This is a genomic window from Profundibacter sp., from assembly GCF_965277155.1.
Lineage (GTDB): Bacteria > Pseudomonadota > Alphaproteobacteria > Rhodobacterales > Rhodobacteraceae > Profundibacter.
In genome coordinates this window covers 719771-746032 of sequence record NZ_CBDIBV010000013.1, presented here as the reverse complement: position 1 = coordinate 746032, position 26262 = coordinate 719771, and the positions used below count along the sequence as shown (strand labels likewise).

The following is a 26262-nucleotide window of genomic DNA, read 5'->3' as shown; positions in this document are numbered from 1 at the left end:
ATGGTTACCACACCCAACGGTTTCACCCTCGATGACAGCGGCCGCCGCGTTGTGGTGGATCCGGTGACCCGGATCGAAGGCCACATGCGCTGCGAGGTGAACATCGACGAGAACAATGTCATCCGCAACGCGGTCAGCACCGGCACCATGTGGCGCGGGCTGGAGGTGATCCTGAAAGGGCGCGATCCGCGCGATGCCTGGGCCTTCGTGCAGCGCATCTGCGGCGTCTGCACCGGGACGCACGCGCTCACCTCGGTGCGCGCGGTGGAGGACGCGCTGGGGATCGCCATCCCGGAAAACGCCAACTCGATCCGCAACATCATGCAGCTTTCGCTTCAGGTGCATGATCACCTGGTGCATTTCTATCACCTGCACGCGCTCGACTGGGTGAACCCGGTGAATGCGCTGAAGGCCGACCCAAAGGCCACCAGCGAGTTGCAGCAGAAGGTCAGCCCGCATCACCCGAAATCCTCGCCCGGCTACTTCCGCGACGTGCAGACGCGCATCCGCAAGTTCGTCGAGAGCGGGCAGCTTGGCCCCTTCAAGAACGGCTACTGGACGAACCCGGCCTATCTGCTGCCGCCCGAGGCCGATCTGATGGCGGTCACGCACTACCTTGAGGCGCTCGATTTCCAGAAGGAAATCATGACCGTGCGCACCATCTTCGGCGGCAAGGACACGCACCCCAACTGGCTGGTGGGCGGCGTGCCCTGTGCGATCAACATGGACGGGGCGCAGGCCGCCGGCGCGCCGGTGAACATGGAGCGGCTGAATTATGTGCGCTCCGTCACGCTGCGCGCAATCGACTTTGTGAACAACGTCTATATCCCCGATATCCTGGCGGTGGGGCAGTTCTACAAGGGCTGGCTCTATGGTGGCGGGCTCTCCGGGCAGAATGTACTCGCATACGGCGACATTCCGGACCGGGCCAATGACTATACCCCGGGCAACCTGATGATGCCCTCGGGCGCGATCATTGGCGGTAACCTCAAGGAGGTCCACGATGTCGATGTGCGCGACCCCGAACAGATTCAGGAATTCGTGCCGCATTCGTGGTATAAATACCCCGACGAGGCCAAGGGCCTGCACCCCTGGGATGGCGTGACCGAACCGAACTACCAGCTTGGCCCCAACGCCAAGGGCACGAAAACCAATATCGAGCAGCTTGACGAGGCGGCGAAATACTCCTGGATCAAGGCGCCGCGCTGGCGCGGCCATGCGATGGAAGTGGGGCCGCTGGCGCGCTACATCGTCGGCTATGCCCGCGGCCACGAGGAGATTACCGACCAGATCAACGGTGTATTGCGGGCGCTCGACGTGCCGGTTTCGGCGCTGTTCTCGACGCTGGGCCGCACCGCGGCGCGGGCGCTCGAGGCGCAATGGGCGGCGAAGAAGCAGCTCTATTTCCTTGACAAGCTGATCGCCAACATCAAGGCCGGCGACAGCGCCACGGCGAACACCGCCAAGTTCGACCCGTCCACCTGGCCCGCCGAGGTCAAGGGTGTGGGCTTCACCGAGGCGCCGCGCGGCGCACTCGGGCATTGGGTGCGGATCAAGGACACCAGGATCGACAACTACCAGTGCGTCGTGCCGACCACGTGGAACGGCTCCCCGCGCGACAACGAGGGCAATATCGGCGCTTTCGAGGCTTCGCTGATGAATACCAAGGTCGAGGTCGCCGAAGAGCCGGTGGAAATTCTGCGCACTTTGCACAGCTTCGATCCGTGTCTGGCTTGCTCGACCCATGTGATGAGCGAAGACGGTGAGGAACTTGCTAATGTGAAAGTCCGCTGAGGAGGGCGCCATGGTTGACGTGACATCACGCAAGGAAGAAGCGATCTATGTCTATCAGGCGCCGATCCGCGTCTGGCACTGGGTCCAGGTCTTTGCTATCCTCGGGCTGATCGGCACCGGCTATCTGATCGGCTCACCGCCGCCGGCGCTTGGTGGCGAAGCCTCCGACTGGTTCCTCTTCGGCTGGATCCGCTACATCCATTTCGTCTCGGCCTGGATTGTAATCGTGGGCTTCGTTTTTCGGGTCTATTGGATGATCGTCGGCAACGCGCATTCGAGGGAAATCTTCATTCCGCCGGTCTGGCGCACGAGCTTTTGGGGCGGCGTCTGGCATGAAATCCTGTGGTATGCGATGGTCGCGAAAGAGCCGCGAAAGTACGAAGGTCACAATCCGCTGGCGGTGCTCACCATGCATGTGATGTATGTCTGGGGGATCATCTTCATGATGGTCACGGGCCTTGCGCTCTATGGCGAGGGCGCGGGCATGGGAAGCTGGCAATACGACTGGTTTTCGAGCTGGGTTATCCCGCTGTTCGGGCAGAGCCAGGATGTGCACACTTGGCATCATTTGGGCATGTGGGTGATCATCTGCTTCGTCATCATCCATGTCTATGTCGCGGTGCGCGAGGATATCATGTCGCGCCAGTCGATCATTTCGTCGATGATCTCGGGCTGGCGTCTTTTCAAGGATGACCGTCCGGTAGACAGGGACTGATCCAAAGCCCGGGCCGATCTTCGCAGGGCGCCGCCAATCGGGCGGCGCCTTTCCCATGGCGTGGGGTCGCAGCGCGATGCCCGAAAATGGCAACCGTCCTTCCATTAAGCGATTAGTGACTATCCGATTATGCCTGTTCCGAGCAGGAGATGCACTGAATTCAAAAGAAAAAGAAACCTGAAAAACGGTAAGCGATCAGCCGAAATTCGTGCCATACTGTAAGAAAGCCATCCGCATGCCGCGATTCGGCATGTTTGGACAAGGGGGGTGGGAGACTTGGCGGAGCAAGCGAACGTACTGATCCTGGGCATCGGCAATCTGCTCTGGGCAGACGAGGGTTTCGGGGTGCGCGCGGTCGAGGAAATGCACCGCTGCGTCGAGACCCCGGACAACGTGACGCTGATGGATGGCGGCACGCAGGGCATCTATCTGGTGCAGCATGTGCGTGAGGCCGATGTGCTGATCGTGTTCGATGCGGTGGATTACGGTCTGCCGCCGGGCACCATCAGGCGGGTCGAGGACGACGCGGTGCCGCAATTCCTCGGCGCGAAAAAGGTCAGCCTGCACCAGACAGGTTTTCAGGAAGTGATCGCCATGGCCGAGATGATGGGGGATGCCCCCGAGCGGCTCCTGCTGATCGGAGTGCAGCCCGAGGAGCTGGACGATTACGGCGGCGGTCTGCGCGACAGCGTGCGCGCGCAGATCCGCCCGGCGATCGACCTGGCGCTGGACGAACTGGCGCGCCTGGGCATCGAGGTGCGCCCGCGCCCGCAGCCGCTGCCACCCGAGAGCACCATCGCCTGCCCGATCATGACCGCCGAGCGTTACGAGGGCGGGCGCCCGCCCGCGGATCAGGCCTTTCGCAGGGGCGACATGCGGGTGCTGGCCGGTGGCGCCTTTGCCCCACCCGACGACCCGGATGCCGAGGTGGAGGCTATCCTTGCCAGGTCGCATGGGGGGGCGGGCTGATGTGCCTCGGGATCCCGATGCAGGTGGTCGAAAGCGGCACCGGCTTTGCCATCTGTGCCCAGGCGGGCAAGCGCAGACGCATCGACACGATGCTGGTCGGCGATCAGCCGCCGGGAACCTGGCTGCTGGTTTTCATCGACGCCGCGCGCAAGGTGATTTCGGCCGAGGACGCCACACGCATCACCGATGCTCTTGCGGCTCTGGATGATGTCATGGCGGGCGGCACCGGCAATATCGACGCGATGTTCGCCGACATCATCGCCGCCGCCGGGGAACGCGACCGAAGGGAGGGACGCTGATGTTTTCACCTCTCATGCAGCAGATCATCGAACGCGAGGGCCTGCCGGTGCTGAGCGCCGAAACGCTGGACGATTTCGCCCGCGAGGCTGGTGACATGGTGCTGATGGTCGGCGGCGACTGGCACCGTCACGTGGAGGTCAACGATCTCGCCGTGATCCTGCCGGAGATCCTGAAGGCCGCCGGCGGGCAGTTGACCGGCGCGGTGCTCGACCGCGCCAGCGAGCGCAGCATCCAGACGCGTTTCCGCTTCAACCGCTATCCGGTGCTGATCTTTCTGCGCAACGGCGAATATCTGGGGCGCATCCAGAAGGTGCTCGACTGGGCCGATTACATCACCGAGATCAACGCGATTCTCGCACGCGCGCCACACGACCCGCCGGCTTACGAATTCCCCGATGGCTGCGCGCCCGCGCAGACCGCGAACTGAGGAGAAGTCCGCATGAGCAGTGATTTTCAGTTTCCGCCAAGCATCGGGATCGGCCCTGGATCGCAACCCGAACCGGATGACGTCAAGCTTGAACCGATGGAAATGCCGCGCGAGATGTTCACCTTCGACGCGCCGATTGCACCCGAGCCCGAAGACACGGCGGGCATGGAGGCGGGCAAGGCGCGGCTGCGCGACATCCAGCGCGCGTTGGCCGCTTGGCAGCCGGGTGATGCGGCGCACGCCATTGAACTGTCCGACCTGCCCCCCGCCGATCTGGGGCTGGTCAATCAGATTCTGGGCGAAGGCGAGGTCTCGATGGTGGCCGGGCCGTCGATACAGGTGCAGGAATCCGTCTTTGCCGGGCTCTGGCGGGTGCTGCATTTCGACGCGAGCGGCGTGCTGGCACGCGACACGGCCGAAATCGGCCCCTGGCCCGGCGCGGTATCGGCCCGCGTGTTCGAGGGCGCGGTCGAAGTGCCCGGAGAGATCGACGACACCCTTCCCGAAGGTGTCTTCAACGCGCCGTCACTCATCACGGAGATCGCCGAAATAGCGCCGCGCGCGCGCCCTGGCGCGGAGGCGCATTCGATCAACCTTTCGCTTCTGCCTCATAGCGAAGCCGATCTGCTCTATCTGAGCGCGAAGCTCGGCGAGGGCGATACCATCGTACTTTCGCGCGGCTACGGGAATTGCCGGGTCGTCTCCACACGCACGCAAAATGTCTGGTGGGTGCGCTATTACAATTCGCAGGACGCGGTGATCCTCAATTCCATCGAGATCGTGCCCGTGCCTGAGGTGATCCTGGCCGCGCCCGAGGACATTGCCGACAGCGCCGAGCGGCTGGCCGAGGTGATGAGGCTCTACGATGAGTGACTTCAACGGCTCCTTTGGCGGCGATCTTGCTAAGCTGCGCGACGACGACGTTCTGGAGTGCAAGATCTGCTGGTGGCAATACGATCCGAAACGGGGGGATGCCTACTGGCAGATCCCGCCGGGCACGCCGTTCTCGAAACTTCCCGAGCACTGGTCCTGCCCGCAATGCGACGGCCGGCGCGAGGATTTCATGGTGGTGGAATGAGCGAAGAAGCCGCCCATATCCGCGTCCGGCTCGAGCGCCGCTACGACGAGATTGCCAGCACCCGCATGCAAGGCGTGCCGGTGATGAACCCGGCCCTTCGGGTGGCGGCGCTAGGGTTCGAGCCGCTGGGCGCCGATCGGTTGGGCGTTCTGCTCACGCCGTGGTTCATGAATCTTGTGATCCTGCCCGGCGCGGCCGGGGAATGGGCCACCGGCGACAAGCTCACCCGCGATCTGCCCGCGGGCCGGGTGGAATTCATCGTGACGCTGGATGAAGAGCTTGGTCCGCTCGTGATGTGTTCGCTTTTTTCGCCGGTCTTCGAGTTCGCCGATCAGGAGGCGGCGCTGGATGCGGGCAGGGCGGCGCTCGCCGAGGTCTTGAAAGCCGGCAAAGACGAAGATGTCGAGAACGAGGCAGAGGAAAAAGACGCCGGGCCGCGCAATGTGTCCCGCCGCGCCTTCCTGCGCGGCGGCGCGGAGGATGCAGCATGAGTCTCGAAGGTCGCCTGACCATCGAGTTGCGCGACGCGCGCGCGCGGATCGTCTCGAGCCGGCGCACCGATCTGGCGCGGCTGATGGTCGGGCGCGACGCGCGCGAGGCGGCCGAGCTGCTGCCGCGTCTCTTTTCGCTCTGCGGCGAGGCGCACCGCGCCGCCGCGGCGCTTGCGCTTTTCGGCTGGGCATCGGCGGCGCAGATGCGTCTCGTGACCGCCGAAAGCGCGCGCGAGCATCTGTTGCGCATCGCTCTGGGCTGGTGCGCATCCGGCGAAGTTCCACTGCCGGCCGCGCCGGTCATGGCGCTGGTTGAGGCCGCGCGCCGGGGCGGGGATGCCGCGGCCGCGCTTGAAGACTACCTGAGCGCGCATGTTCTGGGCTGTGCGCCGGATGACTTTCTGTCGCAACGCGAATTCCATGGATGGCTCGGCGAGGCCGACACCCGGCCGGCGCGTTTCCTGCGCGCGGTGCTTGCGCGCGGCCGGGCCGGTCTGGGCATGGTGGAGCCGGCCTTCCTGCCCGCGCTTGCGCCGGGCCGGATTGCCGAGCGGCTCGACGATCCCGCCTTCCTCGCTCGCCCCGAATGGAACGGCCCGCGCGAAACCGGGCCTTTGGCGCGCCAGTTCAACCAGCCTCTGGTGGCAGGCGTGATCGGCAAACATGGCGCGGGTCTGCTGGCGCGGATGGTGGCGCGGTTGGTAGAGCTTGCCGGCCTGCCCGAGGCGATCCGCGTCGCCCGGCCGCGGCAGGCCGCGTCGGGCTTCGGGACAGTCGAGACCGCCCGCGGGCGGCTCATCCATGCGGCGCGGGTCGAAGGCGGCAAGGTCGCGGCCTATGCGATCGTGGCGCCGACCGAATGGAACTTCCACCCCGAGGGCATGGCCGCGCGGGCCCTGGCGGGGCTGGCGCCCGATGAGGCAGGGCTGGTGATCAAGGCGATCGACCCTTGCGTGGACTACGAACTGAGGGTGGCCTGATGCACGAGATGAGCATCTGCGAAAGCATCCTCGGGGTGATAGAGGCGCAGGCGGTGGCACAGAGCTTTCGCAAGGTCCGGTGGGTGCGACTGGAGATCGGCCCGCTGGCCGGGGTCGAGACGGAGGCGCTGCGCTTTTCATTCGACGTGGTGACGCGCGGCTCGCTTGCCGAGGGGGCTGCGCTGGAGATCATCGCCCCGCCGGTCACCGCCTGGTGCATGCTCTGCGCCGAGGCTGTCGAGGTCAGCCAGCGCTTCGACCCCTGCCCGAAATGCGGCAGCCATCAGGTGCAGATCACCGGGGGCGACGAACTCAGGATCAAGGACATGGAGGTGGATTGATGTGCACGACTTGCGGCTGCGGAGAGGGCGAAGTGACGGTGGAGGGCAAGGCCCCGCATGGTCACGATCACCACGATCACGATCACCATCATCACTATGGCGATGTGCATGATTATGGGCGGGGGCCGGCCCATGCCCACGCGCCGGGGCTCAGCCAGGCGCGTATGGTGGAGATTGAACAGAACATCCTCGCCAAGAACGACGAATATGCCGCCGCCAACCGCGCGGTTCTGGCGGCGGCTGGCACGCTGGCGCTCAACCTCGTCTCCTCGCCCGGATCGGGCAAGACGACGCTTCTGACCGCGACGCTTTCGCGGCTGAAGGAGAGCCTGCCGCTGGCGGTGATCGAGGGCGACCAGCAGACCGCCAACGATGCCGAGCGCATCCGCGAGACGGGAGTGCGGGCCATTCAGGTCAACACTGGCAAGGGCTGCCATCTGGACGCGCATATGGTTGGTCACGCGATGGAACGTCTCTACCTGTCGGGCGGCGTGCTGTTCATCGAAAACGTGGGCAATCTGGTCTGCCCCGCGGGGTTCGATCTGGGCGAGGCGCACAAGGTGGTGATCCTCTCAGTCACGGAAGGTGAGGACAAGCCCTTGAAATACCCCGACATGTTCCACGCGTCGGACCTGATGATCCTGACCAAGACCGACCTGTTGCCGCACCTGGATTTCGACGTGGAGGCCTGCATCGCACATGCCCGCCGGATCAATCCGCGCATCAAGGTTCTGCGGCTCTCGGCGCGCAGCGGTGAAGGGATGGCTGGCTGGCTGGGCTGGATCGAGGCCGCGCGCGCGATGCAGGCGGCGGGACAATCAGCGGAAATGGAGGGCTGAGCGATGTGTCTGGCAATTCCGGCCGAAGTGGTGGCCGTTCACGATGACGGTGAAAACGCCACGATTTCGCTCGACGGGGTGAAGAAGGACATCTCGCTTGCCCTGGTGGAGGGCGTGAAGCCCGGCGACTATGTGCTTGTGCATGTGGGCTATGCGCTCAACGTGGTAAGCCGTGAAGAAGCGGAAGCGACCTTGGCCCTGATGGCCGAATACGAGGCAACGGAGGCCGCGCAATGAAATACGTGGACGATTTTCGCCGCAAGGACATCGCGCAGAAGCTCGCCGCCCGCGTAACCGCCGAGGCGGACCCCGCGCGCGACTATGCCTTCATGGAGTTTTGCGGCGGCCACACTCACGCGATCTTTCGCTACGGCGTGCAGGATCTGATGCCCGCAAATGTGCGCTATGTTCACGGTCCCGGCTGCCCGGTGTGTGTACTGCCGATCCCGCGCATCGACAACGCCATCGAACTGGCAGAACGGCACGGCGCGATCCTGTGTTCCTATGGTGACATGCTGCGCGTGCCGGCCTCGAAAAAGCGCAGCCTGATCAAGGCCAAGGCCGATGGTGCCGATATCCGCATGGTCTATTCCACCCAGGACGCGCTGAAGATCGCGCGCGAGAACCCCGACCGCGAAGTGGTGTTCTTCGCTATCGGCTTCGAGACCACGACGCCGCCCACCGCCGTGGCCATCAGGCAGGCCGCGGCAGAGGGGCTCGAAAACTTCACCGTCTTCTGCAACCATGTGCTGACACCTTCGGCGATCCAGCACATCCTGCAAAGCCCCGAGGTGCGCGAACTTGGGCAAGTGCGCATCGACGGGTTTCTCGGCCCCAGCCATGTCTCATCCATCATTGGCAGCGCGCCTTACGAATATTTTGCCGAGGAGTTTCAGAAACCCGTGGTCATCGCCGGTTTCGAGCCGCTCGACGTGATGCAATCGACGCTGATGCTCATCCGGCAGGTGAACGCGGGCAGTTTCGAGGTGGAAAACGAATATACCCGCGTGGTGAGCCGCGAAGGCAACCGAAAGGCGCAGGCGCTGGTCAGCGAAGTGTTCGAACTGCGCAGCCGTTTCGAATGGCGCGGGCTGGGCGAGGTGCCCTTCTCGGCGCTGAAGATCCGCGAATGTTTCGCGCGCTTCGATGCAGAACGGCGCTTTGCCCTGGGCGTCAGCCGCGGGCAGGACGTGAAGGGCTGTGAATGCCCGGCGATCCTGCGTGGCGTCAGGAAACCCACCGATTGCAAGCTTTTCGGCACCGTCTGCACCCCCGACAACCCACAGGGATCCTGCATGGTGTCGTCCGAAGGATCCTGCGCGGCCTACTGGAGCTATGGCCGGTTTCGCATCGAGAAAGAGCGCAACGGCGCAAGGGAGGCTGCCGCATGAACGCCCAACAGAAGCGTTTTCCCGCCCGGATCACCCTGCGCAAGGGGCGGGTGGATATGACGCACGGCGCCGGCGGACGGGCCATGGCGCAGCTGATCGAGGAGCTGTTTGTTGCACATTTCGACAACGAGATGCTGCGCGCAATGAACGACCAGGCCGCCTTCGACGTGGATGCGGGGCGCATGGTGATGGCCACCGACGGGCATGTGGTGAGCCCGCTGTTCTTTCCCGGCGGCGATATCGGATCGCTCTCGGTGCATGGCACGATCAACGATGTGGCGATGTCGGGGGCGAAACCGCTTTACCTGTCGGCGGGGTTCATCCTCGAAGAGGGTTTCCCGCTGGCCGATCTTGAACGCATCGTTGCCAGCATGGCGCGCGCGGCGTCCGATGCCGGCGTGCCGGTGGTGACCGGCGACACCAAGGTGGTCGAGCGTGGCAAAGGCGACGGCGCGTTCATCACCACGACCGGCGTCGGCGTTGTGCCCGTGGGGCTCGACATTTCCGGCGGCAACGCGCGCCCGGGCGACAAGATACTGGTCAGCGGTTATCTGGGCGATCATGGTGTGGCAATCATGTCCAGCCGCGAGAATCTGGAATTCGAAACGGCGGTCGTTTCGGACAGCGCCGCGCTGCACGGGCTGGTGGCGGCAATGGTGGCCGAGGTGCCAGCCATACGCACGCTGCGCGACCCGACCCGCGGCGGGCTGGCGGCAACGCTGAACGAGATCGCCCAAGCCTCGGGCGTGGGCATGCGACTCAACGAAGCAGCCATCCCCATCCGGGCCGAGGTGGACGCGGCCTGCGAACTTCTGGGGCTCGATCCGCTCTATGTGGCCAACGAGGGCAAGCTGGTGGCGATCTGCCCGGCGGAAGATACCGACCGGCTGTTTGCGGCGATGCGTGCCCACCCGTTGGGGCGCGATGCTGCGATCATCGGCGAGGTCGTGGAGGACGACATGGGCTTTGTCACGATGGAAACGGGCTTTGGCGGCACGCGCATCGTCGATTGGCTGGCGGGCGAGCAACTGCCGCGGATATGCTGAGCGCAAACAGGGAGAATGACATGCTTGGGTTTTTGATCCTCGGTTTTTTTCTGGGAATGAGACACGCGCTGGAGGCCGATCATCTCGCGGCGGTCGGCGCGCTCGCTTCATCAAGGCGCACATCGGGCAAGGGACTGGCCTTTCTTGGCGCGAGCTGGGGCATGGGCCACACGACAACGCTGTTTCTGCTGTCACTGCCGGTGGTGGTGTTCGGCTATGTGCTGAGCGCGCGTGCCTATGCGGGGCTTGAAGTCGCCGTGGGCCTGATGCTGATCGGGCTCGGGCTAAACGTGCTGCGCAAGATGCGCCGCAACCGCATTCACTTCCACGTTCACGACCACGGGACCGGACCGCATCTGCATGCGCATTCTCATGCCGGCAGTCAACTGACCCACGCGCAAGACCCGCATACTCATGCCCACGGCGCGTTTTCCCTGCGCGCCTTTTCGGTGGGGCTGATGCACGGGGCGGCGGGCTCTGGCGCCTTGGTGGCGCTGGTGGCCGCGGCAACGGGGAGCGTCTGGGTGGCGATGGAATATGTGGCCATTTTCGGGCTGGGTTCGGTGCTGGGCATGGGGCTTCTGACCTGGGCGGCCTCCTGGCCACTGCGGCTCGCCGAAAGCACGGCCGGGCGGCTGTTTCTGGCCGTGCAACTGGCCGTTGCCGGGATGGCGGTGTGGATCGGGGCCACGCATATGGCCGAATTCCTGCCGGTGCTGGTTGGCGCGGGGGCAAGCTGATGCGCATCCTGCTGCTGATCCACGCCTTCAACTCGCTTTCGCAGCGGGCGCACGTGGAACTGCGGCAGGCCGGTCACCAGGTCTCGGTCGAATTCTTCACCAATGACGATCTGGCGCGCGAGGCGGTGGCGTTGTGGCGGCCCGATCTGATCCTGTGCACTTATCTCAAGCGTGCCGTGCCCGCCGATATCTGGCGCGCCACGCCCACACTCATCGTCCATCCCGGCCCGCCCGGAGACCGGGGGCCGGCGGCACTCGACTGGGCGATCCTGCGCGGTGCGCGTGAGTGGGGGGTGACGGTGCTGGAAGCGCGCGAAGAGATGGATGCGGGGCCGATCTGGGCCTGGCGGCGGTTCCCGATGCGTGCGGCTACCAAGTCGAGCCTCTATCGCAACAAGGTAAGCGACGGGGCCATGGCGGCGATCTTCGAGGCGCTGGAAAAGATCGCGGCGGGCGCGCGGCCGGTGCCGCTGGAAGAGGCTGAATTCGCCACTGGCTGCCTGAACGGTCCGGTGCGCCAGAGCGACCGCGCCATTGACTGGGCGCGCGACCGCGTGATGGATGTGCTCGGAAAGATGCATGCCTCGGACGGTGTGCCAGGGGTTGCCGACAACATCGACGGACGCAGGCTGTTGCTGCATGACGGGCATCCGGCGCCGGGGCTTTCCGGGCCGCCGGGGGCGCTGCTGGCCGTGTCGGGGCCGGCGGTGGCGCTGGCCTGTGCCGATGGCGCCGTGTGGATCGGCCACATGCGCGACCCGGCGGCCGAGGTGCCGGTCAAGCTGCCGGCGCGGCAGGTGCTGGGCGAGGTGGTGCACGGGCTGGCGGAAGTTGCGGCAGAGGCAGCCGGCGCCTATCCCGAAATCGCCTGGCGCGAAGAGGGCGACGTGGGCTGGCTGTCCTTTTCCTTTCTCAACGGGGCCATGTCTACCGGCCAGTGCGCGCGGCTGCTGACGGCATTTCACCGTGCCTGCACGCGCCCGGTGAAGGTGATCGTGCTGGAAGGCGGGCCGGATTTCTGGTCGAACGGCATCCATCTGAACAGGATCGAGGCCGCCGCCAGCCCGGCCGAGGAAAGCTGGGCCAACATCAATGCCATGGACGATCTGGCCGAGGCGCTGATTCGCTGCGAAACCCATCTGACGGTGGCGGCGATGGCCGGAAATGCCGGTGCGGGCGGGGTGTTTCTGGCCCGTGCCTGCGACCGGGTCTGGCTGCGCGAGGGGGTGATCCTGAACCCCCATTACAAGGACATGGGCAATCTCTACGGCTCGGAATTCTGGACTTATCTGCTGCCGCGCTGCTGCGGGGCCGAGAATGCTCGCCGCATCGCGGACGCCCGCTTGCCGATGGGTGCCGCCGAGGCACGAGCGCTGGGTCTGGCTGATGCGGTGTTACCCTCCGAGCGGGCAGCATTCACGGCCGAAGTTGTGCGCCGGGCAGGTGATCTGGCGCACGAAGCTGGCGCTCTGCTGGCCGAGAAACGCGCCCGCCGCGCCGCCGACGAGGCCGAGAAACCGCTTGCCCATTATCGCGCCGAAGAGCTTGCCCAGATGCGCCGTAACTTTTTCGGCTTCGATCCCAGCTATCACGTCGCCCGCTACAACTTTGTGCGCAAGGTGCCCAAGTCGCGCACGCCCGTCACCCTTGCCCGCCACCGCGACAAACGGCGGATGCAACCTGAAAGAGCCGTGTCATGACCAAACCGACCATCCTGATCGTTGATGATGAAGTGCGCTCGCTTGAGGCGCTGGAACGCACGCTTTTCGACGATTTCGACGTGCTGACCGCCGAAACCACCGCCGAGGCCGAGCGGCTTCTGGCCGACAATTGGGTGCAGGTGATCCTGTGCGATCAGCGCATGCCAGAGGAAACCGGTGTCGCCTTTCTGACCCGGGTGCGCGACCGCTGGCCCGACGTGATCCGCATCATCATTTCCGGCTATACCGAAGCCGACGACATCATCGCCGGGCTGAACGAGGCCGGTATCTACCACTACATCACCAAGCCCTGGCAGCCGGAAAAGCTGATCCTGACGCTGAAGAACGCGCTGGAGATGTTCGAACTGCAGCGCCAGAACCAGTTGCTGGCGATTGAACTGCGTCTTTCCGAACAGGGTGCTCGGCGCAAGCTTTCCGACAACCGGCGCAAGCTGCGGCGCCAGTACGATTTCGATGACGGTATCGTGCGCGCGCAGGGCTCGCCCATGAACCGGATCTGCGATACGCTGGCGCGGGTGGCCCCCTATGACCTGTCGGTGCTTTTCCTGGGTGAAAGCGGCACCGGCAAGGAACTGGCGGCGCGCGCCATCCACTACAATTCGCTGCGCTGGAACAAGCCCTTTGCCGTGCAGGCTTGTCAGGCGGTGGATCATGACAGGCTTGAGCGTGAACTGTTCGGCGTGCGCGAAGGCCACGCCCGCGCCGATCAACCCGGGGTGCTGGAGCGCGCCTTCGGCGGCACGCTGTTTCTGGACGAGGTGGCGGAAATGCCGCTGTCGTTTCAGGCCCGCCTGTTGCGGGTGATGCAGGAAGGCGAATATCGTCCCCTGGGTTCCAACCAGAGCCGCAAGCTGGATATCCGCATCATCGCCGCCACCTCCGCCGACCTTGAAAAGTCCGTGGCCGAGGGCTGCTTCCGCAAGGATCTCTATTTCCGCCTGGCCGGAGTCACGATCGCCATTCCGCCGCTGCGCGAACGACGCGAAGACGTGCCGATACTGGCGAACTACCTGCTCAAACAGGCGACCGCGTCGCTGGGCAAGGAGGCGACGGGGTTTTCGCCCGAGGCGCTTTCCTGCCTTAAACGCCATGACTGGCCGGGCAATGTGCGCGAATTGCGCAATGAGATCGAGCGCATGCTGGTCATGGGGCCGGAAGGGGGCGAACTTGGCGCTGACGTGATTTCGCCCCGGGTGCTGATGGCGCTCGATCCCGCGCAGAACAGCGATCTGGCGCATTTGCCCGACGGCGGCAATCAGACGCTGAAGGAACGGGTAGAAGCGATCGAGGCGCGTATCCTGCGCGAGTCCCTCATCCGTCACCGCTGGAACAAGAGCCGCGCGGCGCGCGAACTGGGCCTTTCGCGGGTCGGGCTGCGCTCGAAGCTTAAACGATACGGCATTGAAAGGGAGGCCGGATTGGCCGAAGCTTCATCTGTCTGACCCTTCTGAAAGTGGTGAGCATGACGCGAACAACCGAACCCATTTCACGCCCCACGATCCTGTCGGAGCATCTGCGAGGTCTCGCAACGGGCGAGCGGGGCGAGGAAGTCTGGATCGACGTCATACGGCAGATGGATCGTGTTTACTCGGAATTGGTGGAAAGCCAGGTCGCGCTCGAGGCCAAGAACGCCGAACTGGAAAGCGCGCAGGAATTCATCGCCTCGGTGATGCGTGCGATGAGCGATCTGATGATCGTCTGCGACACCGACGGGCAGATCGTTCAGGTCAACGAAGCGCTGATCCGGCTTACCGGCCTCGACCCGGGCGATCTGGAAGGGCGCGCTTTGGCGGAGGTGCTGCACGCCCCCGATCAGGACGCCGACGACACCTTCGTCGTGCATCTGCGGGCGCGCCGGGCCTTTTCCGATTGCGAGGTGGCGATCCGCGCGGCAAATGGCGAAGAGGTGCCGCTTTCGGTCAACTGTTCGCCGCGCCATGACCGGCGCGGACGGCCCGCCGGGTTGGTATTGATCGGCCGGCCGATGGGCGAATTGCAGCGCGCCTATCGCAAGCTCGATGCTGCGCTCAAACAGTTCGAGCGTGCCCAGCAGCAGCTGATCGCCTCGGAAAAGATGGCGGCGCTGGGGCGGCTGGTCGCCGGGGTGGCGCATGAGCTGAACAATCCGATCAGCTTCATCTACGGCAATATCCACGCGCTGCAGAAATACCAGGCCCGGCTGGAGACCTATCTGAAGGCGGTGGAGGACGGCGCCAGTGCGCAGACGCTGGCCGAGATGCGTGAGGCGCTCGGCATCGGCCGCATCATCGACGACATGCCGGGGCTGATCGAAGGCACGCTGGAAGGGGCCGAGCGGGTTTCGAGCATCGTGCAGGACCTGCGGCGCTTTTCCGGCAATCAGCGCGAGCCGAACGAGACCTTTGCCATCGAAAGCGCAATGCGCACGGCGCTGTCTTGGGTCAAGCGGGGAGGCGGAACAATACCGGAGATCTCCGTCGCCTGCGAAGCCGGACTGGTGGTCACCACGCGGCGCGGACATGTGCATCAGATTCTGGTGAACCTCGTGCAGAATGCCTTCGACGCGCTGGCCGGCACCGGACGGGCACGCATCGAACTTTCGGAGCGAGCCCGGGACGGACGCGTTCAGATTACCGTCTGCGACAACGGCCCCGGCATCGCGTCGGAGGCGGCGGACCGGATCTTCGAGCCGTTTTTCACCACCAAGCCTGTCGGGCATGGCACGGGCCTGGGCCTCTATCTGTCCTACCGAATGGCTGAGGAACTGGGTGCCCGTCTCAGCCATTCCTCAAGTGAGGCGGGCGGGGCCTGTTTCACGCTGGATCTGCCGGCGGTTCCGCCCGAGGTGGCACCATGAACATCCCTGCCTCCAACCCCCGCACGCTTCTCTGGCTGCAATCGGGCGGCTGCGGCGGGTGCACGCTGTCGTTGATCTGTGCCGAGTCGCCGGATTTTCTAACCGCTTTCGAGGCGGCGGGGATCGACCTGCTCTGGCATCCGGCGCTGAGCCTCGAGACCGGGCGGGAGGCGCGCGACATCATCGCAGCGGTGCTGGAAGGGCGGCAACGGCTCGATATCCTGTGCCTCGAGGGGTCGGTGATGACCGGCCCCGGCGGCACCGGCCGCTTTCACCTGATGGCCGGGACGGGCGAGCCGATGATGGACGTGCTGGCGCGGCTGGCCGAGAAGGCGGGGCATCTGGTGGCGGTCGGCTCCTGCGCCGCCTGGGGCGGGATCACGGCGACCGGCGACAATGCTGCCGGCGCCGTCGGGCTGGCCCATGACGGCGACGTGCCGGGCGGGCTTCTGGGGGGAGACTGGCGCGATCCGTCCGGTCTGCCGGTGGTCAATATCCCCGGCTGTCCGGTGCATCCCGACTGGGTGACCGAGACGCTGGCCACGCTGGCCGACGGGGCGCTGGGGCCAGACGATCTGGACGATCTGGGCCGACCTCACGCGATCTCGGGCGCGTTGGTGCATCACGGCTGTTCGCGCAACGAATATTACGAATACAAGGCCAGCGCCGAGAAGCTCTGCGATGTCGGCTGCATGATGGAGAATCTCGGCTGCAAGGGCACACAGGCCGCGGGCGATTGCAACAGCCGTCCCTGGAACGGCGCGGGTTCCTGCATCACTGGGGGCTATCCCTGCATCGCCTGCACCGAACCGGGCTTCGAAGAGCCGGGCCACCCCTTTGTCGAAACCCCCAAGATCGCCGGCATTCCCGTCGGTCTTCCCACCGACATGCCCAAGGCGTGGTTCGTGGCACTGGCATCGCTGTCCAAGGCGGCAACGCCCAGGCGGTTGCGCAAAAACGCCACCTCTGACCGGGTGCGCGTATACCCCCAGCGCAAGGGGAGGGGGCCATGAGCCGGCTGATCGTAGGACCATTCAACCGGGTCGAAGGCGATCTGGAGGTGCGGCTGGAGGTGGCCGGCGGCGCGGTGGCCAGGGCCGAGGTGGTCTCGCCGCTTTATCGCGGCTTCGAGAACATGCTGCGCGGCAAGGATGTGCGCGACGCGTTGGTGATCGCTCCGCGCATCTGTGGCATCTGCAGCGTCAGCCAGTCGGTGGCCGCCACGCGCGCTATCGCCGCGGCGCAGGGGCTGGTGCCGATGCCGAACGGACAGCTGGTCACGAATATCGTGCACGCGACGGAAAACATAGCCGATCACCTGACCCATTTCCATCTGTTCTTCATGCCCGATTTCGCCCGTCCGGCCTATGTGGCGCGACTCTGGTTTGACGAGATGCAAGCGCGTTTCGGCAACGGTTCGGGTGGCAGCAGACGGGCGATGCTGGCCCCACGGGCTGAGTTCCTGCATGTGGTTGGCATCTTGGCGGGCAAGTGGCCGCACACGATGACGCTCCAGCCCGGCGGCGCGGCGCGAGTGGTAACGGCAAACGAGCTGCGCCGCCTTTCGGGCGTTCTTGCGGGTTTCCGCCGTTATCTGGAGGCTGCGCTTTTCGGCGGCCCGCTCGATGCCTTTGCCGCCCTCACGGACGAGGACGCGCTGCTTGCCTGGGCCGAGGCCCGTCCGCGGGCCGATCTTTCGCTGTTTCTGAGGGCCAGCCGCGATCTGGGGCTGAACCGGTTGGGGCGCGGCAACGATCATTACCTGAGCTTTGGCGCCTATCCGCGGGACGACACTTGCCTTTTCGCCCCCGGCAGGGTGAACTGCAATGACAGTGCCGCGCTGGACACGGCCCGCATAACCGAGGATGTGAGCCACGCTTGGTTGGCCGATGACGGCCCGGCGCGCCATCCGATAGACGGGCGCACCGAACCCGACCCGGAGATGCGCACGGGCTACAGCTGGTGCAAGGCCCCACGCCTGGACGGTGCGCCCGCCGAAACCGGGGCGCTCGCCCGCCTGGTGGTGGCCGGGAATCCCCTGCTTTGCAGCCTGACGCAAAAGGGCGGCAATGCCGAGGCGCGCATCGTGGCGCGGATGGTCGAGATCGCGCGTGTCCTGCCGGAGATGGAACGCTGGCTGCATGCGATCCGCCCAGAGGAGCCCTTCATCGCCCATGGCGAGACACCGCCCGCGGCGCGGGGGGCGGGGCTGACCGAGGCGGCGCGCGGCGCGCTCGGCCACTGGCTGCGGGTGGAAGGCGGGCGCATCGCCAACTACCAGATCATCGCCCCCACCACCTGGAACTTTTCACCCCGCGATGCCTCGGGCACGCCGGGTCCGCTGGAACAGGCGCTGGTCGGCCTGCCCGTGGCGGCGGGCGAGGATGTGCCGGTCATGGTGCAGCATGTGGTGCGCTCGTTCGATCCGTGCATGGTTTGCACGGTACACTGATGACGGTGGAGAAGGGCGCGCAGGGCTGGCAGTTGCGCATCCGCGGGCTGGTGCAGGGGGTGGGGTTTCGCCCGCATGTCTGGCGCCTGGCACAGGCGGCGGGGCTTGTCGGCGAGGTGCTGAACGATGCCGAGGGCGTGCTGATCCGCCTTGCGGCGACGCCGGGTGAGGCCGAGGCGCTTGCCAAGGCAATCCGGCTCAAGGCCCCGCCGCTTTCGCGCATCGACGCAATCGAGATCGTGCCCTGCGCGCCACTCGGCGGCACGGGCTTCAAGATCGTCGCCAGCCGCACCGGCGCGCCGCGCGCCGCCGTCACCCCCGATGCCGCCACCTGTCCCGACTGCCTGGCCGAGATCGCCGACCCGGCCAACCGCCGCTTCGGCTATGCCTTCACCAACTGCACCAATTGCGGCCCGCGGCTTTCGATCACCCGCGCGGTGCCCTATGACCGGGCCAATACCTCGATGGCGGCCTTCGGGATGTGCCCCGCCTGCCGCGCCGAATACGAGGATCCCGCCGACCGCCGCTTTCACGCCCAACCCAATGCCTGCCCCGCCTGCGGGCCGCGCTTAAGGCTGCGCAGCGCCGATGGTGAGGCCTTGCCGGGCGATCCCGTCGCCACCGCCGTGCAGTTGCTCGCGCGCGGCCGGATCGTGGCGATCAAGGGGCTGGGCGGCTGGCAACTGGCGGTGGATGCTACCGATGGGGCGGCAGTGGCGCGGCTGCGCGCGCTGAAGCACCGCCCGCTAAAGCCGCTGGCGCTGATGGCGCATAGCCTCGACGAGGTCCGCCGCTTCTGCCAGGTGAGCGATGCAGAGGCCGACGAGCTTTCCGGCCCCGCCGCACCGATCGTGCTGCTGGTGCACCGCAAAGACGGCGCGGGCCTGCCCGACGCGGTGGCGCCGGGGATGAACCGGCTGGGCTTCATGCTGCCGGCCACGCCTCTGCATCACCTCGTGATGGCGCGCATGCGCGGCCCGATCGTGCTGACCTCGGGCAATGCCTCAGGCGATCCGCAAATCACCGACGACGACGAGGCGCGCGCCCTGCTGGGCGCGGTGGCCGATGCCTTCCTTGGCCATGATCGCGAAGTTGTCCACCGGGTGGACGACAGCGTGGTGCAGATGACGGCGCTGGGCCGTCAGGTCATGCGCCACGGGCGCGGGCTGGCGCCGGCCCCGCTGATCCTGAACGAAGGCTTTGCCGACCTGCCGCCGGTGCTAGCCACGGGCGGCGATATCAAGAACGCCTTTTGCCTGAAGGGCGGGGGACGGGCGATCCTGTCGCCCCATATCGGCGACATGGGTACCGCGCGCGCGCGCCGCGACCTCTCGCGCCGTCTGGAATTCATGCGTGCGCTGTTCGGGGCGCGGCCCACGCGCATCGCCGTTGACCCCCATCCGAGCTATTTCTCCAGCCGTCTCGGGCGCGAGCTCGCCGAGGCCGAGGGCGCCGCTTTGGTCGAAGTCCAGCATCACCACGCCCATGTCGCCGCCGTGATGGCTGGCGCGGGATTGCCGCCAGATGCCGCCCCTGTGCTGGGGGTGGTGCTCGACGGTCTGGGCTGGGGCATGGACGGCACGATCTGGGGCGGCGAATTCCTGTGCGCCGATTTTCGCGGTTTCACGCGTCTGGCCCACTTCGCGCCCGTGCCGATGCCCGGCGGCGACGCGGCCAGCCGGCAGCCCTGGCGCAATCTTCTGGCGCATCTGAACCATGCTTTCGGAGCGGAAGTAACCGCCCGCATGATTGCGGACGGCGACGGTGCCGGTCTTGCACGCCTCTCCGAAAAACCCTGGAAGCCCATGCAACAGATGATCGACCGCGGGCTGAACGCGCCCCCGGCGTCGTCGGCAGGGCGCCTGTTCGACGCGGTTGCCGCCGCGCTGGGGCTGTGTTTCGACGAACAGACCTACGAAGGCCAGGCGGCGATGCGTCTTCAGGCGCTGGCCGAACGTGTGCCGGCCGAGAGCGGCGGATATCCGGTGGGTCCGGGTAAAGTGCTTGACTGGGCGCCGATGTGGCGGGCACTTGCCGCCGACCTGCGGCGCGGCGAACAGGCTGCCGTGATCGCGGCACGGTTTCACCGCGGGCTTGCCGCCGGCGTCGCCGAAACCGCCGCCCGGTTGGCGGGCGAACATGGGCTGGGCACGATCGCCCTCTGCGGTGGCGTGTTTCAGAACGCCCATCTTCTGGCCTTAGTTGTTGCGCAGTTGGAAAAGCAGGGGCTCGACATCATTCGTGCGTCCGCAGTGCCCTTGAATGATGGCGGTCTTGCCCTAGGCCAGGCCGCTGTCTCCGGGGTTTATCCATTTGAAACAAACTGACAGGAAGAAACGCTAGAGCGTTTTGCGTTTAATCGGTTCCGTATCCTGCGGCTTTGAAGAAGTTGAAGCACTCCTCGTCCGAGAAGAGGTCGCAGACATGGCCAACAGCATTCCAAAGGTCCTCGTAGGTTCGCGCGGTGGCTTTTCGGATCAGGGCTTTCAGCTTTGAGAAGGCCATCTCGATCGGGTTGAGATCGGGCGAATACGGCGGAAGGAACAGGAACCATGCGCCGACATCACGCAACACCTCGGCAGCGCGGGCGCTTTTGTGGCTGGACAGATTGTCCAGAATGATCACATCGCCCTTGCTCAGGGTCGGCGCGAGCTGGGTTTCGACGTAGGTGTCGAAGGTCACGCGGTTCATGGTGCCATCAATGACTCAGGGCGCATCCAGCCGGTTGTGGCGCAGGGCGGCGACAAAGGTCTGCGTGCGCCAGTGCCCGAACGGGGCATGATCGACCAGCCGCTGACCTCGCGGAGCCCAACCGGTGGTCTTGGCCATGTTGGTTTTGAGCCAGGTCTCGTCCAGAAAGCCGATGCGTTCGAGCATATGCGCCATGAAGGGCTGGCGATGCGCGATCCAGAAGTGCCTCTGGCGCGCGACCTTGGTGCGCTTCTGCTCAAGCGCCTGAATGTCTTTTTTTGTGTGTCAGGCCGAGCCGCCGGAAGAGCCGCCAGACCGAGCTGGGATCGACAGACACGCCACGTTCGGCCTGCAGGCGTGCCGCCATTTCGTCGAGCGTGATCTCGCCCTTGGCCTCTACCTGCGCACGCACCCAGCCTTCGTGAGGTGTCAGCTTGCCGATGCCCGGATTGCCCTGCCGTTTCGGCGCAAGCGCCCCGGTCTCGCGCTTCAGCTTGACCATGTCATTCACGAATTTAACCGATACATCGTACCGCGCCGCCGCCGAATGATGCGTGTTGCCCGCTTCGACATGCGCAACAACGTGCTGCCGAAGCTCCAATGGATGAGGTTTGCCCATACTGACCGCCCTTGTCTGTTTGAAACAGGAAATCACGCTTCAAGACAAAAGGGAATCCCGAATCCGATCAGATGCAAGCCGCTCTAAGATGCCGCAGCGAGTCATTCGCCGTCCGAGGGTTCATAGTTTGGAGAACTTTCAACACCAGTCCCGTCCCCTCCGCCACTTGCCTTCATTAAAACGCGGATATGCCCCGACGCGGGGGTGATTTTCCTTATGTTTCAAAGGGGTTTAGGCCTGGTGACCGAACCCGCGAGAATGCCCGATCACCTCATTACGCTCTCTAATCCCCGTTTCTCTCTATTCGACCGACCTTCGGGGCGTTTAAGGTCGGTCACGAAAACTCCAATAAAACAAGGATTTTTCGTGAATTTCGTGCCCGACCGGTTGCAACGATGTCAAATCCTCTCACTCGACGAGAGAAACCCGAAGGGGGCGTTTTGGCGCGAAAAGCCGCAGGGCAGTGCGGGGGTGACTTCGGTGGATGCATTGAACAGGGGCCACGAGAATGGCGCTGCCTTTTCCTGTGATAACCAGATACAATCTGGAAATTGGAGGACAGTTTGTACGATATCATTCCCGACATTCACGGCCAGTTTGAAAAGCTGGAGCACGCTCTGACCTCACTGGGGTATGCAAGGCGAAACGGAGCGTGGCGGCACTCGGACCCCGGGCGCATTTGCGTTTTTCTGGGCGATTTCATCGATCGTGGCCCGCGAAACGAGGATGTCATCGCTCTGGTGCGCGGGATGCTGGATGCCGGAACAGCGCTGGCGGTGATGGGCAATCACGAACTGAACGCGATCCATTTCCATACCAAGCATCCCGAAACCGGCGTGCCTTTGCGCCCGTGGTCCCCTAGAAACCTGCGTCAGCACCAGAGCTTTCTGGATGAATTCCCGCCGGAAAGCACCGCCACGCGTGATGTCATCGGCTGGATGCGCAGCCTTCCGCTCTATCTGAAACTTGACGGGTTTCGCGCCGTGCATGCCTGCTGGGACGAGGGGCTTATTGCTCGGCTGGAGACGGAAACGGCCTCGGGCGTGCTATCGGAAGAAAAACTCATCATGGCCGCCGATCCGGCCGATCCGCTCAATGATCTCGTGGAAACTATTACCAAAGGCCCCGAGGTTATCTTGCCGAATGGGCACAGCTTTGCTGACAAGGATGGCAACCAGCGCACCGAGGTGCGGGTAAAATGGTGGAATGGGGAGGGACAAAGCTGGGCCGACATTGCCATGTCAGTGCCCGAACCGGATGATTTACCCAAGGGTGGGCTGCCTGCGGATGTATCGGCAATGGTCTACCCCGAAACGGCCAAGCCGGTGTTCTTCGGCCATTACTGGCTGACCGGGCAGCCGGTGTTGCAAGCCCCGAACGCTCTGTGTCTTGATTATTCCGCCGGCAAAGATGGTCCGCTTATGTCATATGGTATGGACGGGGATGATCGGCTGACATTGGAAAAGATCAAGCGCCACGGGGATTGAATATCATCCAGTTTCAAACACCGCGGCCTCTTGCTCGGCCCAAGGCAATGATACGGCATCGATCAGATCAATGATCCTGACGGCCGGAATTTCCTGTTCCACGATCATGCGCTCGATGACTGCGGGCGCAAGGTAGGCGAGGCGGATTTGGCGACTGACATGCCGATCAGCCAGCTCTGCATCGGCCGCGAGATCGCTGATCGTGTTCGCCTCCCCAGTTTCCGCCGCCATTCCCATGCGCGGGCCAGGGCGCGCAGGATGTGGGGGTCCTGTTGGCGGTCTTCGGCATCGAGCCGGTTCTCGGGCGGCAGGATCTGGGTGCGACCGTTGCGGCGGCGGTATTCCAGCGGCACGAATATGCGGATGGTGTCGGGGGTGTTCATATGCTTGCCTCCTGCCCAGTCATCAATTCGGTTGCCAACCCCTTCAGCCCGTCGGCCCGCAGGTCGATCGCCAATCCCTCGCCGGTGACGGTCACGCGCTGCACCAGTAGTTGGACGATGCGGGCGCGCTCATTGTGGAAAAGCTGGGCCCAGAGGCTGTCGAAATCCTGTAGTGCAGCGGCAACCTCGCTGGTTTCAGCGTTGCTGCACAGTTCCGCCGCCGTGCGCGCGGCAATTTCGGGGGAACGCAATACACGGCGCAATTCGCGCACCACCGCGCCTTCGACCATGCCGGCGGCGAGGCGTTGCGGTGCGGCGGAGGGCTCGGTGTGGCGGATTTTCAGATAGTCGGTCGAAACGTAATAGCAGTATTCCTTGTTCTTCTTGCCGGTGTGATGCGGGGTCATGGCTGCGCCGTTCTCATGGAAAATCAACCCGCGCAGATAGGCGGGGTTTTTCGGCCGCCGCCCGCGCCGGTGCTTGCGACCGTTAGCTTTGAGCCGCTCCTGCACGCGGTCCCATGTGGCCTGATCGACGATGGCCTCATGCTCGCCCTGAAAGCTCTTTTCCTTGTGGCGCGCCATGCCCGCATAGACCGGATTTTGCAGCATGCGGATGACGAATTGGGAATTCGGTGGATTGCCCGCCTTGGTGGTCACGCCCTTGGCCTGCAGTTCCCGCGCCAGCAAGGTGCTGGAGCCAAGGTCGATATAGCGCTCGAACGCTGCCTTCACGATCGGGGCCTCAATATCATGGGGCACCAATTTCCGGTCCTGGAGCACATAGCCGAACGGCACGCTGCCACCCATCCACATGCCCTTCCGGCGCGAGGCGGCAATCTTATCGCGGATGCGCTCGCCGGTGACCTCACGCTCGAACTGGGCAAAGCTCAGCAGGATATTGAGCGTCAGCCGCCCCATCGACGTGGTGGTGTTGAAGGATTGCGTGACCGAGACGAATGTCACCTGATTGCGGTCGAAAATCTCCACCAGCCTGGCGAAATCCATTAGCGAGCGGCTGAGTCGGTCGATCTTGTAGACCACGATCACATCGACCAGCCCGTCCTCGATGTCGGCCAACATCTGGCGCAGCGCGGGGCGCTCCAGCGTGCCGCCGGAGAACCCGCCATCGTCGTAATGTTCGCGCACCGCGACCCAGCCTTCGGACCGCTGGCTGGTGATATAGGCCTCGCAGGCCTCGCGTTGGGCATGCAGCGTGTTGAATTCCTGCTCCAGCCCGTCCTCGGTGGATTTGCGGGTGTAAATGGCGCAGCGCAGTTTGCGGGTGGCTTGCAATGATCCATCCATCAGGCACCGCCTTTCCGCGCACGACCAAGGCCGAAAAATGCGAACCCGTTCCAGTGCTTGCCGGTGATGGTGTTGGCCACCTTGGAAAGCGATTTGTAGCGCTGGCAGCCATAATCGAAGCCGTCGGGCTGAACGGTGACCACATGAGTGACGCCCTGCCATTCACGGATCAGGCGGGTGCCGGGGATGGGTTTGCGATCGTCCAGCATTTTGGGCTGGCCGCCCAGCCGCTTGCCGTGCATCTCGGCGGACAGTGCCTTCAGCATCTGGCGGCTTTTCTTGGACAGCCCGCCATGGGTCAGTTCCTGGGTAGTGTCGCGAGTTTGGTGGAAATTCGAGGACGGCGTAATCTCCGGGTGCATCGAAGCCACCCAACCGGCGGCTGGAACCGCCAAGGAGATCACGCCATGACAAAGAATACAGCAACATCGACATCCGCGCTACTGGCCAATGAAGCAGGCTATGACCCGATTGAAGACCGGCTGCGCCAGAACATCCGCGCGACGATCGAGGCGGTTTTCGAAGAGGAGCTGGAGCAGTTTCTGGGCCGTTGCCGGTATGGCCGCAGCGGCGGGGCAAAGGCCGGATACCGCCACGGGCATCGCGAGCGGCAACTGGTCGGAACATTTGGAACCGAAACGGTGCGCGTGCCGCGTGCGCGGATCACAGGCGAGGCCGGCAAGGCCAGAGAATGGCGCTCGAAGGCATTGCCCCGCTACCAGCGGCTGACGAAGAAGGCCGAGGCGCTGATCGCTGCTGTCTACCTTTCGGGCACCAACACACGGCGGGTAAAACGCGCCCTGTTCGGCCTGTTTCAGGGGGCGGTCAGCAAGGATGTGGTGAGCCGCGCCTGGCGCAAGGTGAAGGTGGACTGGCAGGCGTGGTGCGCCCGCAGCCTTGCGGATGAAGACATCGTGCGGCTGATCCTGGACGGCACCGTGATCAAAACGCGGATTGACAGGAAGGCCACCAATATCTCGGTTCTGGCCGCGATTGGCGTGCGCCGGGATGGGCAGAAGGTCTTGTTATCACTGATGAACATGGGCGGCGAAAGCACCTCCGCCTGGCGTCAGTTCATCAACGATCTGGATGCGCGCGGGTTGAAACGGCCCGAATTTGTCATCGTGGACGGGGCACCGGGACTTGAGGTCGCTCTCATTGCCCTCTGGGGTGAAGATCTGCCGATCCAGAGGTGCACGGTGCACAAGCACCGCAACCTTCTGGCCAAGGCACCCAAGCGTATGCATGATGAGTTGACAGAAGATTACCGCGACATGATCTACGCCAAAACACCCGAGGAAATCGCCACCCGCCGCAAGGCATTTCTGCGAAAATGGCGGCTGAAATGCAAGGCCGTCGCTGACAGCTTGGAAGAAGCAGGAGATAAGCTTTTCACCTTCACGCGTCTGCCACAAGGCCAGTGGAAATCGGCCAGAACGACAAATGCGATCGAACGCCTGAACGAGGAATTCCGCCGCCGCATCAAGACCCAGACCGTGCTGCCATGCGCCGAGACCGTGCCGATGCTGCTTTGGGCTCTGATGGCCTCGGGGCAGATCGTCATGCGAAAGGTCGATGGCTGGGAAACGCTCGCTCAGCCCGTCGCCGACGCAACCCTTGACCAAGCCGCCTGACCGGCGCATAACTCAACCCGC

Annotated in this window: 29 protein-coding genes; 23 read left to right on the top strand and 6 right to left on the bottom strand. The window is 64.5% G+C overall.

Annotation, left to right across the window (positions count from 1 at the left end; genetic code table 11):
• From ACQY4M_RS18935 to hypF, 21 genes are all read left to right on the top strand, one after another.
• Complete coding sequence (locus tag ACQY4M_RS18935; RefSeq protein ID WP_428548293.1) at positions 1–1794, top strand: nickel-dependent hydrogenase large subunit; 1794 nt, start codon at positions 1–3, stop codon at positions 1792–1794.
• 10 nt (positions 1795–1804) lie between these two features.
• On the top strand, positions 1805–2509 hold the full coding sequence (gene cybH, locus ACQY4M_RS18930) for a Ni/Fe-hydrogenase, b-type cytochrome subunit (protein WP_428547408.1): 705 nt from the start codon (positions 1805–1807) through the stop codon (positions 2507–2509).
• A 276-nt stretch (positions 2510–2785) separates the two neighbouring features.
• The gene (locus ACQY4M_RS18925; protein WP_428547405.1) at positions 2786–3478 is read left to right on the top strand and encodes a HyaD/HybD family hydrogenase maturation endopeptidase; all 693 of its coding nucleotides are present in this window, start codon (positions 2786–2788) and stop codon (positions 3476–3478) included.
• Positions 3478–3777 carry a HypC/HybG/HupF family hydrogenase formation chaperone gene (locus ACQY4M_RS18920; RefSeq protein WP_428547402.1) on the top strand — a complete coding sequence of 100 codons (300 nt, stop codon included), beginning with the start codon at positions 3478–3480 and terminating at the stop codon, positions 3775–3777. Before ACQY4M_RS18925 ends, ACQY4M_RS18920 begins: the two co-directional genes overlap by 1 nt.
• The gene (locus tag ACQY4M_RS18915; RefSeq protein WP_428547399.1) at positions 3777–4205 is read left to right on the top strand and encodes a hypothetical protein; all 429 of its coding nucleotides are present in this window, start codon (positions 3777–3779) and stop codon (positions 4203–4205) included. Before ACQY4M_RS18920 ends, ACQY4M_RS18915 begins: the two co-directional genes overlap by 1 nt.
• 12 nt (positions 4206–4217) lie before the next feature.
• Positions 4218–5078, top strand: a complete 861-nt coding sequence (locus ACQY4M_RS18910) for a hydrogenase expression/formation protein (protein ID WP_428547396.1) — start codon at positions 4218–4220, stop codon at positions 5076–5078.
• The gene (locus ACQY4M_RS18905) at positions 5071–5283 is read left to right on the top strand and encodes a rubredoxin (RefSeq protein ID WP_428547393.1); all 213 of its coding nucleotides are present in this window, start codon (positions 5071–5073) and stop codon (positions 5281–5283) included. The genes ACQY4M_RS18910 and ACQY4M_RS18905 overlap by 8 nt, the downstream gene beginning before the upstream one ends.
• Positions 5280–5774 (top strand): [NiFe]-hydrogenase assembly chaperone HybE, encoded by a 495-nt coding sequence (gene hybE, locus ACQY4M_RS18900; protein ID WP_428547390.1) that lies wholly within the window; start codon positions 5280–5282, stop codon positions 5772–5774. The genes ACQY4M_RS18905 and hybE overlap by 4 nt, the downstream gene beginning before the upstream one ends.
• Positions 5771–6754: a nickel-dependent hydrogenase large subunit gene (locus ACQY4M_RS18895; protein ID WP_428547387.1), complete on the top strand. Its 984-nt coding sequence runs from the start codon at positions 5771–5773 to the stop codon at positions 6752–6754. Before hybE ends, ACQY4M_RS18895 begins: the two co-directional genes overlap by 4 nt.
• Entirely contained in the window at positions 6754–7095 is a 342-nt protein-coding gene (gene hypA / locus ACQY4M_RS18890; protein WP_428547384.1) for a hydrogenase maturation nickel metallochaperone HypA, read from the top strand. The genes ACQY4M_RS18895 and hypA overlap by 1 nt, the downstream gene beginning before the upstream one ends.
• The gene (hypB, locus tag ACQY4M_RS18885) at positions 7095–7934 is read left to right on the top strand and encodes a hydrogenase nickel incorporation protein HypB (protein ID WP_428548290.1); all 840 of its coding nucleotides are present in this window, start codon (positions 7095–7097) and stop codon (positions 7932–7934) included. Before hypA ends, hypB begins: the two co-directional genes overlap by 1 nt.
• 3 nt (positions 7935–7937) lie before the next feature.
• Positions 7938–8171 carry a HypC/HybG/HupF family hydrogenase formation chaperone gene (locus tag ACQY4M_RS18880; RefSeq protein ID WP_428547381.1) on the top strand — a complete coding sequence of 78 codons (234 nt, stop codon included), beginning with the start codon at positions 7938–7940 and terminating at the stop codon, positions 8169–8171.
• Positions 8168–9325 (top strand): hydrogenase formation protein HypD, encoded by a 1158-nt coding sequence (gene hypD / locus ACQY4M_RS18875; RefSeq protein WP_428547378.1) that lies wholly within the window; start codon positions 8168–8170, stop codon positions 9323–9325. The genes ACQY4M_RS18880 and hypD overlap by 4 nt, the downstream gene beginning before the upstream one ends.
• The gene (gene hypE / locus ACQY4M_RS18870; RefSeq protein WP_428547375.1) at positions 9322–10371 is read left to right on the top strand and encodes a hydrogenase expression/formation protein HypE; all 1050 of its coding nucleotides are present in this window, start codon (positions 9322–9324) and stop codon (positions 10369–10371) included. Before hypD ends, hypE begins: the two co-directional genes overlap by 4 nt.
• Complete coding sequence (locus ACQY4M_RS18865; RefSeq protein WP_428547372.1) at positions 10365–11111, top strand: hypothetical protein; 747 nt, start codon at positions 10365–10367, stop codon at positions 11109–11111. The genes hypE and ACQY4M_RS18865 overlap by 7 nt, the downstream gene beginning before the upstream one ends.
• On the top strand, positions 11111–12811 hold the full coding sequence (locus tag ACQY4M_RS18860; protein WP_428547369.1) for an enoyl-CoA hydratase-related protein: 1701 nt from the start codon (positions 11111–11113) through the stop codon (positions 12809–12811). The genes ACQY4M_RS18865 and ACQY4M_RS18860 overlap by 1 nt, the downstream gene beginning before the upstream one ends.
• Positions 12808–14274: a sigma-54-dependent transcriptional regulator gene (locus tag ACQY4M_RS18855; RefSeq protein WP_428547366.1), complete on the top strand. Its 1467-nt coding sequence runs from the start codon at positions 12808–12810 to the stop codon at positions 14272–14274. Before ACQY4M_RS18860 ends, ACQY4M_RS18855 begins: the two co-directional genes overlap by 4 nt.
• Positions 14275–14294: 20 nt before the next feature.
• On the top strand, positions 14295–15668 hold the full coding sequence (locus tag ACQY4M_RS18850) for a sensor histidine kinase (protein WP_428547363.1): 1374 nt from the start codon (positions 14295–14297) through the stop codon (positions 15666–15668).
• Entirely contained in the window at positions 15665–16681 is a 1017-nt protein-coding gene (locus ACQY4M_RS18845) for a HupU protein (RefSeq protein ID WP_428547360.1), read from the top strand. The genes ACQY4M_RS18850 and ACQY4M_RS18845 overlap by 4 nt, the downstream gene beginning before the upstream one ends.
• Positions 16678–18120: a nickel-dependent hydrogenase large subunit gene (locus ACQY4M_RS18840; protein WP_428547357.1), complete on the top strand. Its 1443-nt coding sequence runs from the start codon at positions 16678–16680 to the stop codon at positions 18118–18120. Before ACQY4M_RS18845 ends, ACQY4M_RS18840 begins: the two co-directional genes overlap by 4 nt.
• Positions 18120–20447: a carbamoyltransferase HypF gene (gene hypF, locus ACQY4M_RS18835; RefSeq protein ID WP_428545607.1), complete on the top strand. Its 2328-nt coding sequence runs from the start codon at positions 18120–18122 to the stop codon at positions 20445–20447. The genes ACQY4M_RS18840 and hypF overlap by 1 nt, the downstream gene beginning before the upstream one ends.
• Positions 20448–20475: 28 nt before the next feature.
• Here hypF and ACQY4M_RS18830 read toward each other — a convergent pair whose 3' ends face one another.
• From ACQY4M_RS18830 to ACQY4M_RS18820, 3 genes are all read right to left on the bottom strand, one after another.
• Positions 20476–20811, bottom strand: coding sequence for a transposase (locus tag ACQY4M_RS18830; protein ID WP_428545604.1), 336 nt, complete (start codon positions 20809–20811; stop codon positions 20476–20478).
• 15 nt (positions 20812–20826) lie between these two features.
• Positions 20827–21006, bottom strand: a complete 180-nt coding sequence (locus ACQY4M_RS18825; protein WP_428545601.1) for a hypothetical protein — start codon at positions 21004–21006, stop codon at positions 20827–20829.
• A gap of 61 nt (positions 21007–21067) precedes the next feature.
• On the bottom strand, positions 21068–21430 hold the full coding sequence (locus ACQY4M_RS18820) for a helix-turn-helix domain-containing protein (protein ID WP_428545598.1): 363 nt from the start codon (positions 21428–21430) through the stop codon (positions 21068–21070).
• Positions 21431–21993: 563 nt separating this feature from the next.
• On the opposite strand from ACQY4M_RS18820, the gene ACQY4M_RS18815 reads away from it, so the two are divergent.
• The gene (locus tag ACQY4M_RS18815; protein ID WP_428542734.1) at positions 21994–22917 is read left to right on the top strand and encodes a metallophosphoesterase; all 924 of its coding nucleotides are present in this window, start codon (positions 21994–21996) and stop codon (positions 22915–22917) included.
• A gap of 3 nt (positions 22918–22920) precedes the next feature.
• On the opposite strand, the gene ACQY4M_RS18810 is transcribed toward ACQY4M_RS18815, so the two are convergent.
• The 3 genes from ACQY4M_RS18810 to ACQY4M_RS18800 all read right to left on the bottom strand — a co-directional run bounded on the left by ACQY4M_RS18810 (position 22921) and on the right by ACQY4M_RS18800 (position 24873).
• On the bottom strand, positions 22921–23148 hold the full coding sequence (locus ACQY4M_RS18810; protein WP_428542731.1) for a hypothetical protein: 228 nt from the start codon (positions 23146–23148) through the stop codon (positions 22921–22923).
• Between the two features lie 148 nt (positions 23149–23296).
• Entirely contained in the window at positions 23297–24607 is a 1311-nt protein-coding gene (locus ACQY4M_RS18805; protein WP_428542728.1) for a recombinase family protein, read from the bottom strand.
• On the bottom strand, positions 24607–24873 hold the full coding sequence (locus tag ACQY4M_RS18800; protein ID WP_428545595.1) for a DUF2924 domain-containing protein: 267 nt from the start codon (positions 24871–24873) through the stop codon (positions 24607–24609). The genes ACQY4M_RS18805 and ACQY4M_RS18800 overlap by 1 nt, the downstream gene beginning before the upstream one ends.
• A 141-nt stretch (positions 24874–25014) precedes the next feature.
• Here ACQY4M_RS18800 and ACQY4M_RS18795 point away from each other — a divergent pair, with 141 nt between their 5' ends.
• Complete coding sequence (locus ACQY4M_RS18795) at positions 25015–26241, top strand: IS256 family transposase (RefSeq protein WP_428539582.1); 1227 nt, start codon at positions 25015–25017, stop codon at positions 26239–26241.
• The last annotated feature ends 21 nt before the right edge of the window (positions 26242–26262 follow it).